Raw genomic sequence first — 12,019 nt, 5'->3', positions numbered from 1 at the left:
AGTCCCCGCCACCAACGGCGCAGAGTGGCATGGGGCGCGGTTAAATAATCCAGCCGTCCGTACAGCTCGCGCAGGTGGCGAACGAAGGGCCGTGGTGCGTTCAGTTGCAGGCGCCGCCACAGTGCCAATTGCTCGGGTGTCGCCGTGAACAACAGGTCCTGGTAATTGAAGTCGGAGACCATCAGGTCGACGCCGCTGGTTTCGAAGTAGTGCTCGATGCGGGTCAGGGAGACCTCATCGAAGGGGTTGTTCTCCAGGCGCAGCGCCCGTGCCACAGGCTCCGGCACCATGAAACCGACCGGCAGGCGTTGCAGCCGATTGGCGCTCAGGTCGATCAATTGCGCCTGGTGCAAACCGGGCAGGCCGGGTGGCAGCGCGCGCAGTTGCGCGTGCGACAAATCAACCCTGCGCAGTTGCCTCAGGGCGGTCAGGTCCGGTGGGGTTGCCAGCGGGTTGGCCGACAGCTGCAATTCCTCAAGGTTGGGGTATTGCTGCAACGCCAACTGGTCGGCAGGCGACCAGGTCAGTGCGCTGTCCGACAGGTCCATCACCCGCAGCTGCGCACCCAGGCCAGCGGGTACCCGGGACAGTTGGGTGCTGCTCAACGACAGGCGCTGCAGGTTGGGAAAATGGCGGCTGAAGGCCCGTGGCAGTTCATCCAGCGGGTTATCGTCCAGCGACAGCTCGCGCACGTGGGCAAATGACGCCTCGATGGCCGGGAAACTGCTCAGGTCTGCGCGGGTCAAGCCGCTCTCGTCCATGTTCAGCTGGAACACCCGACTGCCGTCGGGCAAGTACCGAAAGCGCTCCTGCTGCCAGACGCTGATCAGCTCCCGGCGCAGGGTTTCGCGGGCTTCGTTGCCCATGGACCATTGCACCAGGTCGTGCCGCAGGCGGGTGAATTGCGCCTCCAGGCGCACCAGCTGTTCGGCGGCATTGAGGTTGACCGCCGCCCAACTGTTCAGCGCCGCTTGTGCCTGGGCGTCGCTCAGCGCCGGGTACAGCCGCCGATAGCGCGCCACCAGCGAGGCCAGGGCCTGATGGCCCTGCGGATAGCCGCGACCACTGCCGCCGCGCAGGCCGCCCCCTTCAGCCCAGGTCAAGCGCGGGTACGACCACAGCCATTGGCTGAGCTGGTCGCGGTGTTGCAAGGCCAGGCTGCGCACCTGGGTTTTTAGCGCGTTGCTGTCGGCTAACGACATCGCCTCACGGGTATCGGGGGGCATTGCATTGAAGGTGGCCTCGAACAGATCATCGACCCTTGGCCCCGGTTGCGCGCCATCGAACGCCTGATAACCGCGCGTGGTCTTTACCACCACCTGGCGCTGGGCTGCCGAGCGCGATCCAATGCGCTCCAGCAGCGGGCCATCGGAACTGCCGCCACGCAGTTCCAGGTTCAAGCCTTCAGGCCAGCCGGGCAGGCGTTGAAGGCACGTTAGCAGCAAGCGATCACTGTCGGTGCCGGCAAGCTCAGGTGCATACAGGCCCTGCAGGGCACGAACCAGCGGCAGTTCGGCGTTCGCGGGTGTGGGCTGCTGCACGCTGTAGGTCTGCTCGAACCGCTCACGGCTGCCGGCCCGGCGCGCCGCTTGCAAGCGTGCCAGGGTGTCGGCAAGCAGCGCCGGTGGCGCGTCATTGCGCACCAGCGCCTGGCGCACCTGGGCTGCTGACGTGCCGCTGATGTGCAGCGCTTCGAGCAGCTCGGCATCGGTAAAGCCCTCGCTCAACGGCCCAAGGCGCCGTAGCACTTGCTCAGCCGACCAGTTCAGCGGCTGCTCGTGGACCGAGCGCCAGGCACCGTGGCCGTTGTGTTCCAGCGCCGGTTCATAGGCGCCGGCGTCCAGCGGATGCACCAGGCGCCACTGGCCGAGCGCCGGGTCAAAGCGCTGCTGGTGCAGGCGGCCATCGATGCGCACATAGGTTTTATCCTCGACAAGGTACTGGCCCAGTTCATTGGCTTCAAGCGTAGGGGGCAGCTCGACGGCGACCTGGTAGCGGGCCAGATCCGGCTTCCACAAGCGTAGCCGGCCATCGGGCAGGCGCACCTTGGCCAGCGACGACAACTGCGCCGCCGCCTTGCCGGCCAGGGCCAGGCCGCCGATAAACGCCACGTTCAGCGCCACCGAAGCCATATGGCCCATGGCCGCGTCGATATCGCCGACCTCCCAGGCTTGCACCCCTTCCACCACTTCCTCGACCAGTTGATAGGCCACCACCGCCATCATCACTTCGCCCAGGCCGGGCACAAAAAAGGCCGCGACATTCAGGAAGTTAAGCGCGCTGTTCTCCCAGAACGCCTTGATTTGCGCATGCCGCGCCGCGTCGGCATCGGCCGTGGGAACCGCCAGCAGGCGGGCATCGTCCAGCGCCTGTTGCAGGTGCTGCTCGAACAGCGGGCGAAAGTGCGGGCTGGGCAGCTTGACGGTGCTCAGGTGTAGGTCGGCGCCGCTTTGCACGGACCAGTCCTCGTCCATCTTGGCATTCGCATCGGCGAGATTGCGCTTGAGCACGCTGAAGAAATGCGCCTGCTGCGCGTTGGCGACAAAGCGGGCGAAGAACTGCCGGAAGCCGGCGTTGCACAAGTGCGCTTGCAGGGCCGTGGTGCAGGCCGCCAGCGATGGATACTCGACAAGCTCGCCATCCACCGCGCCGGGCAACCACAGCACCACCGGCTGATCCTCACCCAGGCCCTGCGGATAGAACAGCAACACTTCACGCAAGGCGATGGCGAACAGGCTCACCTGCTGCACCGGCATCAACTGTGCGTGATCGTCGCTCAGGGCCAGCAGGTGGTCCTGGGTGGTGCCGCGAATATGCAGGCGCAAGCGCGCCAACTGCACGGCGGAGCGTAGACGTGCCTGGCAGGCGGTGATCCACTGGCGTGCGACAAACGGGGCCGTGTAGTGCTGGTGCAGATGGTCCTGATAGCGCTGGCCAAGGTCCAGGTCGCGGCACAAGGCTGCGAAGGCCTCAGGCGCAGGTGGCGGCCGCTGCCCATCTGCTGTGGCCATGCCGTCGGCCTGCACCTGGGTCTGCAGATGGCTACCCGGATTGAAGCGGTAGGCGGGCTGAAAGTTATGCAGGGCCGCCTGTAACAGGCTGACGGGGGCTGCCGGTTGCAGTGGCAACGTCAGCCACAGCGACGTGGACAAGCTCAGGTCGAGCAGCTCGGCTGGCGACAGTGGCCTGAGTTCGAACTCGATCAATTGCGCCTTGCTGACCTCCAGGTGCAGGCCGAAGTCCGTGTGCATGCGCTCGGCCAGCAAGGGTTCGGCAAACGCTGCCAGGCCCTGCAGGCCGCCCAGCGCCCTGCTCAGATCGCGGTCCGCGGCTCGGCTGCGGGCCTGGGCGCCAAGCACGGCTTCACGCAAGTCGGGGGCGGCATTGGCGAACCAGTCAGCCTCGGCACCGAGGTGGCCCTGCGGCGGTTGCTGGCTCTGGCGTAGGCGTTGCCAATCGCCGGCGCCAAGGTGGGTGGTCCAGCCGGGCAGCTGTTGCGCGACAAATGCCTGGTGTGGAACGGGAAGATCAAGTGAGTTCATGACGGCCTTTCCTGCGAGAGTGGAGTTCACAGCAAAGGCCGGATCAAGGTCGGCCAGGTGGTAAATAGTGCGAGGCTGTAGCCCCTGTTGGCCAGTGGTGCAGGCGTTTCAGGCAGGCGAAGACCAACCGTTCGCCGTCATCGTTGGCCAACAGTGGTTCGTACAGGCCCTCCATGGCCCGAGGCAGGGCCAGCTGTTGTGGGCTGAGGCTTGCCGGTGGGCCCTGGTAAAAACGGCTGAAATTCTGTTCACGGGTCAAGTCCGACAAATGCGCCGGCAGGACCTCGCTGTCCCGTGCCACCTGCAGGCACCGCAGGCAATGTTGCCGGTCAATATAAGCCTCGACTGGGTACCCAAGGCGTCGCAGCAACGTGGCCCGCGACCAGCCCAGCGGCCGTTCGTGCACATGCCGCCAGGCACCCTGGCGGTTATGCACGAGCACGGGCTGGTAGGCCGTGGCGTCTTGCGGGTGAACGATGCGCCACTCGCGGGTGTACGGGTCGAAATACTGGCGCAGCAGCTCGCTGTCCAGGCGGATATAGTGCTGGTCGCGCAGCTCATATTGACCTAGGGCATTGGCTTCGAGCTGCGGCGCCAGGTCCACCTGGCTGCGGTAGTTGGCGAGCGTGGGTAGCCACAGGCGTTCGCTGCCATCGGCGCGTTGAAGCCTTCCATCGCAGAGGTCGCCGTCGCATCGTTCATTTTCACCAGCATCAAGTAACCACTGGTTCGTTCCACCAAGGTGGCTACAGACGAGGCGTTGGCTTTGCCTTTGATCAGATCGCCTTCCCAGTGTCCGGGCATCAGCCGGTCTTCAATCTCTGGGGGGCGCACGTGAATGCTGACCATCTCGGGGATCTGGCCGCGTCGATCCACTGCACCAGAGCGCGGCCTGTGGGCTGTCTTGCCTTGGCGCAGGCAGATGATCAGTTCCTTGCGAAGCTCACCGACCGGCAGGGCGTAGATCGCGGTGTAGATCGTCTCGCGGCAGACGTAAGCCTCTTTGAGGCTGGGTATGTTCATGCTGCGCAGCTTGGGCCAGGCCGAGTTGGAGAGTGACGCGTTCTTCGATGCTGAGTTCGTGATAGGACATAGGGCAACACCGTACCGAAAAGGTCAGGTGTTGCACTCAGTTTTCGCGGCCGCCCCATTTCAGTCGGCGCGAATTTTCCGCATTTGGTCACGTTGGTGTTCTTGGGCGTCTGGCTGATCCCAGGACGCACCAGGCAGCGATGCCAGGCGCTACGGCTTAACTGGGGAAGACACTCATAAGATGCCCAAGCCCGTCGTCCAGAGGCAGCATTGTTCGCCGGTGGAACTCAACTACCAATGCCTCTTCGGCGGGTGTCAGCTTTGCGCTTCGCGGCAGGGCAGATCCCATACGCGAGTCCTTCGTCGTTGATCGCGAGCGCCATTTGGCGACGACTTTTACGATCAATTTGTAGCGGGCAGCAAGCTTGCGATTCGACGCTTGGAGCTCGGCTCTCGAATTCGCGGCGTTGTTCGGGCTGAACCTGCATCAGCCAAGCTTGCCGCATCTGTTTCGAGGCGATTTGTTGAGGAAATATTCGTTTGCCGAGGTCCTGAGCACATAGCTGATATCACTTTGATACCTGATATTTTTACCAGTTGTGAAGAAAGAAATACCGCAGTAGTGTTGAATACACGCTGCGATTTTCCGAACCTGACGATCAGCTAATGCCTGTCTAACTGCATCATGTACTTGCTTGTCCAGAAATAGTATCTCTCGCGCTAGTAAAGGGCGGTTGACTCTTACGTGTGTAAATGGCGAGGTCGATGATAATGGCTAATCCAAGCTTTCAAGTGAAAATCAAGGAAGACGGGCCGGTAACGTTAGTCGTCCACGATAACGTGTCTTCTGTCGAAAAGGATACTACGTACTTCCAGTTTGATCCGAAAGCAAGCAATAGATTTAGCTTCCAGCGATATCCCCACTCCTCGGGATATGCCGGGCCGGTCGTGACCGCAGTGATCACTAACCAGTCTCCATATAATCGACAATATGGCACGTTGACTTTTTCGAGTGGTGGCGTTTTAGAGTGGTTCAGTATTGAAGACGGAGAGTCTAAGACTGTGCCGTTCACGGTGGGTGCGGAGTACACTGTATCGTTCCAGCCGTTACCGAACAGGCCGGTGATCGAGTTTGTAGAAATCGAAGCGATCAAATGCTATGTGGCTCAAGCGCATCTTACCGCAATTCGAAAAGAAAGTGTAGTAAGCGAGTTGTCTGGGTTAGATACGCCAGTCGTGAGCGATAAAGAAGCAGATGACTGGTTTGAATTGTTAGCACGCAACGCTGCGAAATGGCCAAGTATTGAAGCGGGCATGGGGCCCTTTGCACAGCTCGTAATTGAGTGTGTGGGCACCATGAAGCAGTACGCCGATGCGATTTTGGTGTTAATCAAAAGCATGCCAAGTATCCAGGATTTTAAGGACACTCTTGAGGCCTTGCCGATAGACCAGCAGGCGCGCGAAGCGGCGATGTTGAGTGATACAGACAAGGCAATAGTGGTGCTTATTGAAGAGTCGCTTGCTGAGATGTCTACCGGGTTGAATGTATTTTCTGGCGCCGGCGAAAAATTTGTTAACGAAATAAACGGGTTCAAAAACGAGCTGGAGAATGAGGTCCGACCCGTATTGAATAAGTTCGTTAAATCGCCTCAGTTGAAGGAAGCGTTGGGACCGCTTTCTGAGGCATTACTTCCGGCTGTGGGTTGGTTGCGCAAGGCGGAGGGTGGGAGCGATGCAGTGCGCCAGTTGTGGAGCGATACGGTGGCATTTGCGAAAAGGGCCGAATCGGAGATCCCCACCGCTCAAAAAATTATTAGTATTCGTAGTCTTCAACTATCACTCTTTCGTGCGCAAAGAGAGTGGAAGGGTGCTGAAAAAAGTGCTGAAGCGTTGAAGACCGTGCTGGCCATGTACGATCAAGCATGACTGTCGGCAGGGGTTGGGTTTTGTGTGTTTTTGATGTTTCAAATGATTAGTTTGGGAGATTTGATATGTCTGCTCTTATTGTTACGCAAGATGACGTGGAATGTATTAAAACTTACGTTGAAACAGGTCAGGCCCTTCCGCAAACCGAAGAATTGGTGAAGAAGGAACTTCCCGAAGGTTCCGAAGGTTTTGTGGGGGAGTTCACAAGAAAATACAGAGAGATCAAAGCGCACACCAATACGTGGACGAACGTCAAGACAACCATGACGGATGTATCCAACGAGCTAATAGCATTTGCCCGTGATATGTCCGAGTTTTGCAATGGCATTCCCAGTCAGGGTGTTGAAGGCGCGATTAGTATTATTAAAGGTCTTGATGGTTATGCAAAGGGGGGGTTTGACTCGTTGACCGATGAGCAGTTGTTGGCGTTACCTGATATTTCGTTTGAAAATGATGATGTCTTCAATCCGGACGAGGTCGGGGATGCGGACGAGGCTAAGGTTGCTACGCTGGACGAAATCGTAGAATACATCAAAACATCAATTGAAAATAAGAAACAAAGTACCAATAGCGCACTCGGTACACTAGTAGCATTCGAGAATAAGATCGGCCCCATAAAAACGTGGGTGGGTGAGAAGGTCAAGAACTTTTCAAACAATGGGCGAGACCAAGCTATCTTTGATAAATTTACCGCATTGATAAAATTTGACGCGGAGCTAAAAATCGAAAATGCGCTGGCCAAGCAAGAGATGGGAGTAACCGTCAAAAATGTGCTGTTAGTGCTAAGTGGGCCGCTTGGTATTATGGCACTGCTGGATAAGCATGAAAAGATTCAAGGCGTCGCAGAGGCAAACCGAAAGAAACGAAAAGACATGCTGCTAGCGCTTAAGCAGGCAAGCAAGATTAGAGGGGAGGTCGCAGCCCTGCATGTGTCTTTGGGGTCTCTGTTTGACGTGGTTAATAATGCCAAAGAGGGGCTTGTCCACTTGCATTCCCACTGGGATGCAGTGAAGCAGCTTGTTGATGGGTCAGTGGATAATTTTAAAAGTAAGAAGAATTACGCGACCTTGGCTAAATTTGTCGGGAAGTTGACGCTGGTCATGGAGGACTGGGATAAAATCAAAAAACACTCGACCGCACTGAAAGAGGCGTTTCGTCTCGCCTACGACGAGTAATTGACTAAGGGGTAACAGAAGATGAGTGCTTCAGACATGGCTACAAGTGTGCCAAATACCCTGGCGGTTGCACAATGCCGTCAAGTCATCACCTATTATGCAGAAATCAAGTTGTCGGATATCGATGTTGCGGTATTGAAAACTGACTTGGGAAAGCTTGTTAAGTATCTTGCTAACACGGATCAAGCAATTAACAGTGCGCTGGCAAAAACAGACGGGACATTAAAAACCAGTGAGATCAAGCAGCTGCTTGCAAACCTGGAAGGCAGCGAGAGCGAGCTGGAAACCTCAATGAGCGAGCTGAAGCACGCGGTACAGAATTTGCGAGATGAGATGGAGATTCCGCGCTACAACCTTGAAACCATGAAGTACACGGAAAACGGTGGCAGGCTAGATATCTATAAAAATGAGATCGAAGGCTTGCACTCAATGACCAAAGAAACTGGTGTCGGCGAATATGATGTGTTACTCGCCTACGAAAGGCAACTGGGTGAGACCATCAAGGCCTACCAGGAAGAAAGCATCTACGACAAGCTGCAACCCATTATCAACGATTTGGATGACAAGGCGAAGTCGTCCGATTCGCCGGCTGAGTTCAAGATGAAGATGATTAAGGGTAGCGTTGGTTTGGTTAATAAAATGCTGAAGATTGCTGACGGTGAGGTTAAGTACGATGATCTGGTCAAGGCTAGGGCGGACCTTATCAAACAACTATCGGTCTTCGAAAAACGCAACGAGGATACCGACAAAAGGTTAAAGGAAAACTATGATAAAATAGCGAGAATTCAGGATTTTGAATCGTTACGCGCCCCCAAGAAACAGTATGCAGACGAAGCAAAAAAAATAGTAAGCACCTATGATTCTTTTATCGAGTCCGTTTTTGCTGAAACGTTATCTTTCGAAGAGCAGGCGAAGAATTTCGTAGCGAAGGCGCCGCAACTGGTTAACTATGCAGCCAGCCTGGTCCAGAAATGGTCGCGTACGCATTAAGTTGTTCGAAATCAAAGCGTGCTACTCAGAAATGAAGGGGCGTGAAATGAAAGTGAATCAGCTCGATGGGTATGTGAAAAGCCTACTTAGCGATAAAACGGAGGTTTTTAAAAACTGGGTTACTTTGGATGAAAAGGCTGTCAGGGTTTTTCGAAGTTCTCAGCCTTACTATCAAGGGAAGGATGAACTGCAGAAGTTCGATACGCCGGCGTTGAAGTTGTTGGATATTTACAATATCAAATGCATTGTAAGTTTGAACGAAAATGGGCTTCAGCCTGGCGCCGACGTGACATTAAAAAATAAGGGTATTTCTTATAAATCCCTTCCCGTCAAAGATTTTTCCGTGCCGACGCTGGATCAACTTCTAACCGGGTGTGATGCCATTACAACCGCCTTGGATAAGGGTGGCAATGCCTTGGTGTATTGTGGTTATGGTCAAGGTCGTACGGGTGTAATGATGACGGCATACCAGTTGTACAGCCTGAAAAAGCCAAGCAAGGAAAAGTTTGAGGAGCTGATGCTGGTTTCAACATATGAGACAGGGCAAAGGCCTGTTCTTGAAAGTTTCCATAAAAAACTGTGCCCAGAACTTTACAAGTAACCCCGTGCGTCAAACGTTCGAGACAAGGCTGAGACGGACAATGGCAGCCCGCAATATTGCCGGCTGCCTGCGCGGCACATATAAGCAGATCAAGCGTTTAAGCCGAAATCGCTCATCTGTTTGTCGCACGGTTACGCTAAGCATTTTCCTCATCGTACAACGCTATGGAGATTGACCCATGACCCAATTATCGAGCTCCTTCTTTGGGACCCTTTCTGTACCTGGATGCTCCCTGAACTTCGGCAAGCCTATACCACCCGTTACGAAAGTTGACGAAAATGGGAACGATGTTGTGGTTGCTGTGGAAGACCCTGACCATATCTGGGTGTCGCCAGGGGTAAGTAACTCGCTGGATGTTTATTTTGAATCTTTGGGTGCTGTGGAAAACCCTGCCGATATCTGGGGGGCGGTAGGGTTAAGGCACGCGCCGGATGCTTTTTATAGTACTGAAGAGCTATTAGGGGCTTTACCAGTTTTTATCGGGGGAGGGTATAAAATATGGTTGCGAACAGGTGTTCATTGCGGTAAGTGCTTTGTTTTACGTCCTGATGGACGTGTGGCGTTGAGGCTTCCTTGGGATTTCGAAGGAAAGGATAAATTTAGTATTGCCTTTTATTCCGGTTATTCTGTAGCGAATAATTGATATGGACTTGTGCCGTACGGTGATGATTACTATAAGACTACTTTGTTGGGCGGGTCTGGGTATTTGGCTCGGCATGCTTTAACCTTAGACTTATATGATCCTGCGATACACATCGATAGTATAATATATTGTTTCGTAATCACGGTTACTGAAAAAAATCCGAAAGTGACTTTCCCTACGGTTTACAGTGCGTAAGTCTATAAGCGTAAGCTATTGCCGGGCAGCGAACGTTTCGAGTGAGTGGCTCATATGCTGCGTGAGCGTTTGTCTCCTGAGCAAATTGCCGGCAAGCTGCGCAGTATGAACATACCCAGCCTCAAAAAATGAAGGGGCGTGAAATGAAAGTGAATCAGCTCGATGGGTATGTGAAAAGCCTACTTAGCGATAAAACGGAGGTTTTTAAAAACTGGGTTACTTTGGATGAAAAGGCTGTCAGGGTTTTTCGAAGTTCTCAGCCTTACTATCAAGGGAAGGATGAACTGCAGAAGTTCGATACGCCGGCGTTGAAGTTGTTGGATATTTACAATATCAAATGCATTGTAAGTTTGAACGAAAATGGGCTTCAGCCTGGCGCCGACGTGACATTAAAAAATAAGGGTATTTCTTATAAATCCCTTCCCGTCAAAGATTTTTCCGTGCCGACGCTGGATCAACTTCTAACCGGGTGTGATGCCATTACAACCGCCTTGGATAAGGGTGGCAATGCCTTGGTGTATTGTGGTTATGGTCAAGGTCGTACGGGTGTAATGATGACGGCATACCAGTTGTACAGCCTGAAAAAGCCAAGCAAGGAAAAGTTTGAGGAGCTGGTGCTGGTTTCAACATATGAGACAGGGCAAAGGCCTGTTCTTGAAAGTTTCCATAAAAAACTGTGCCCAGAACTTTACAAGTAACCCCGTGCGTCAAACGTTCGAGACAAGGCTGAGACGGACAATGGCAGCCCGCAATATTGCCGGCTGCCTGCGCGGCACATATAAGAAGATCAAGCGTTTAAGCCGAAATCGCTCATCTGTTTGTCGCACGGTTACGCTAAGCATTTTCCTCATCGTACAACGCTATGGAGATTGACCCATGACCCAATTATCGAGCTCCTTCTTTGGGACCCTTTCTGTACCTGGATGCTCCCTGAACTTCGGCAAGCCTATACCACCCGTTACGAAAGTTGACGAAAATGGGAACGATGTTGTGGTTGCTGTGGAAGACCCTGACCATATCTGGGTGTCGCCAGGGGTAAGTAACTCGCTGGATGTTTATTTTGAATCTTTGGGTGCTGTGGAAAACCCTGCCGATATCTGGGGGGCGGTAGGGTTAAGGCACGCGCCGGATGCTTTTTATAGTACTGAAGAGCTATTAGGGGCTTTACCAGTTTTTATCGGGGGAGGGTATAAAATATGGTTGCGAACAGGTGTTCAGTGCGGTAAGTGCTTTGTTTTACGTCCTGATGGACGTGTGGCGTTGAGGCTTCCTTGGGATTTCGAAGGAAAGGATAAATTTAGTATTGCCTTTTATTCCGGTTATTCTGTAGCGAATAATTGATATGGACTTGTGCCGTACGGTGATGATTACTATAAGACTACTTTGTTGGGCGGGTCTGGGTATTTGGCTCGGCATGCTTTAACCTTAGACTTATATGATCCTGCGATACACATCGATAGTATAATATATTGTTTCGTAATCACGGTTACTGAAAAAAATCCGAAAGTGACTTTCCCTACGGTTTACAGTGCGTAAGTCTATAAGCGTAAGCTATTGCCGGGCAGCGAACGTTTCGAGTGAGTGGCTCATATGCTGCGTGAGCGTTTGTCTCCTGAGCAAATTGCCGGCAAGCTGCGCAGTATGAACATACCCAGCCTCAAAAAATGAAGGGGCGTGAAATGAAAGTGAATCAGCTCGATGGGTATGTGAAAAGCCTACTTAGCGATAAAACGGAGGTTTTTAAAAACTGGGTTACTTTGGATGAAAAGGCTGTCAGGGTTTTTCGAAGTTCTCAGCCTTACTATCAAGGGAAGGATGAACTGCAGAAGTTCGATACGCCGGCGTTGAAGTTGTTGGATATTTACAATATCAAATGCATTGTAAGTTTGAACGAAAATGGGCTTCAGCCTGGCGC

Annotated in this window: 9 protein-coding genes and 4 pseudogenes; 10 read left to right on the top strand and 3 right to left on the bottom strand. The window is 53.9% G+C overall.

Translation table 11 applies throughout. The features are described 5' to 3' along the window. The 3 genes and pseudogenes from UW3_RS27770 to UW3_RS27765 form a co-directional block, all read right to left on the bottom strand. The coding region (locus UW3_RS27770) for a leucine-rich repeat domain-containing protein (protein WP_010227015.1) at positions 1–3,542 on the bottom strand (3,542 nt) is incomplete at its 3' end. Between the two features lie 43 nt (positions 3,543–3,585). After that, on the bottom strand, positions 3,586–4,146 hold the full coding sequence (locus UW3_RS0125925; protein ID WP_010227013.1) for a DUF6543 domain-containing protein: 561 nt from the start codon (positions 4,144–4,146) through the stop codon (positions 3,586–3,588). Positions 4,147–4,193: 47 nt separating this feature from the next. Further along, positions 4,194–4,577, bottom strand: a pseudogene (locus UW3_RS27765) (IS30 family transposase); the annotation flags it as partial. A 768-nt stretch (positions 4,578–5,345) separates the two neighbouring features. Here UW3_RS27765 and UW3_RS0125915 point away from each other — a divergent pair. The 10 genes and pseudogenes from UW3_RS0125915 to UW3_RS30020 form a co-directional block, all read left to right on the top strand. Further along, entirely contained in the window at positions 5,346–6,500 is a 1,155-nt protein-coding gene (locus UW3_RS0125915) for a hypothetical protein (RefSeq protein WP_148276823.1), read from the top strand. Positions 6,501–6,565: 65 nt separating this feature from the next. After that, entirely contained in the window at positions 6,566–7,675 is a 1,110-nt protein-coding gene (locus UW3_RS0125910) for a hypothetical protein (RefSeq protein WP_010227008.1), read from the top strand. Between the two features lie 21 nt (positions 7,676–7,696). After that, positions 7,697–8,665, top strand: a complete 969-nt coding sequence (locus tag UW3_RS0125905) for an alpha-xenorhabdolysin family binary toxin subunit B (RefSeq protein ID WP_010227006.1) — start codon at positions 7,697–7,699, stop codon at positions 8,663–8,665. 46 nt (positions 8,666–8,711) lie between these two features. Next, positions 8,712–9,266 (top strand): protein-tyrosine phosphatase family protein, encoded by a 555-nt coding sequence (locus UW3_RS0125900; RefSeq protein ID WP_010227004.1) that lies wholly within the window; start codon positions 8,712–8,714, stop codon positions 9,264–9,266. A 178-nt stretch (positions 9,267–9,444) separates the two neighbouring features. Continuing rightward, positions 9,445–9,909: a hypothetical protein gene (locus UW3_RS28860; protein WP_148276822.1), complete on the top strand. Its 465-nt coding sequence runs from the start codon at positions 9,445–9,447 to the stop codon at positions 9,907–9,909. Positions 9,910–10,113: 204 nt separating this feature from the next. Further along, positions 10,114–10,230, top strand: a pseudogene (locus UW3_RS28855) (IS30 family transposase); the annotation flags it as partial. 17 nt (positions 10,231–10,247) lie between these two features. After that, positions 10,248–10,802: a protein-tyrosine phosphatase family protein gene (locus tag UW3_RS0125895; protein ID WP_010227002.1), complete on the top strand. Its 555-nt coding sequence runs from the start codon at positions 10,248–10,250 to the stop codon at positions 10,800–10,802. Between the two features lie 178 nt (positions 10,803–10,980). After that, entirely contained in the window at positions 10,981–11,445 is a 465-nt protein-coding gene (locus UW3_RS28850) for a hypothetical protein (RefSeq protein WP_148276821.1), read from the top strand. Between the two features lie 204 nt (positions 11,446–11,649). Further along, positions 11,650–11,766 (top strand): annotated as a pseudogene (locus UW3_RS28845) (IS30 family transposase); the annotation flags it as partial. 17 nt (positions 11,767–11,783) lie between these two features. Further along, positions 11,784–12,019 (top strand): annotated as a pseudogene (locus UW3_RS30020) (protein tyrosine phosphatase); the annotation flags it as partial.

The organism is Pseudomonas donghuensis, from assembly GCF_000259195.1.
Lineage (GTDB): Bacteria > Pseudomonadota > Gammaproteobacteria > Pseudomonadales > Pseudomonadaceae > Aquipseudomonas > Aquipseudomonas donghuensis.
Note: the sequence above shows the minus strand (reverse complement) of the source record. Positions and strands in the feature narration are given on the sequence as shown.

Bases quoted from the DNA above. Each gene is read 5' to 3' on its own strand.
- UW3_RS0125915 (WP_148276823.1), top strand. From the start codon at position 5,346: ATGGCTAATCCAAGCTTTCAAGTGAAAATCAAGGAAGACGGGCCGGTA.
- UW3_RS0125910 (WP_010227008.1), top strand. From the start codon at position 6,566: ATGTCTGCTCTTATTGTTACGCAAGATGACGTGGAATGTATTAAAACT.
- UW3_RS0125905 (WP_010227006.1), top strand. From the start codon at position 7,697: ATGAGTGCTTCAGACATGGCTACAAGTGTGCCAAATACCCTGGCGGTT.
- UW3_RS0125900 (WP_010227004.1), top strand. From the start codon at position 8,712: ATGAAAGTGAATCAGCTCGATGGGTATGTGAAAAGCCTACTTAGCGAT.
- UW3_RS28860 (WP_148276822.1), top strand. From the start codon at position 9,445: ATGACCCAATTATCGAGCTCCTTCTTTGGGACCCTTTCTGTACCTGGA.
- UW3_RS0125895 (WP_010227002.1), top strand. From the start codon at position 10,248: ATGAAAGTGAATCAGCTCGATGGGTATGTGAAAAGCCTACTTAGCGAT.
- UW3_RS28850 (WP_148276821.1), top strand. From the start codon at position 10,981: ATGACCCAATTATCGAGCTCCTTCTTTGGGACCCTTTCTGTACCTGGA.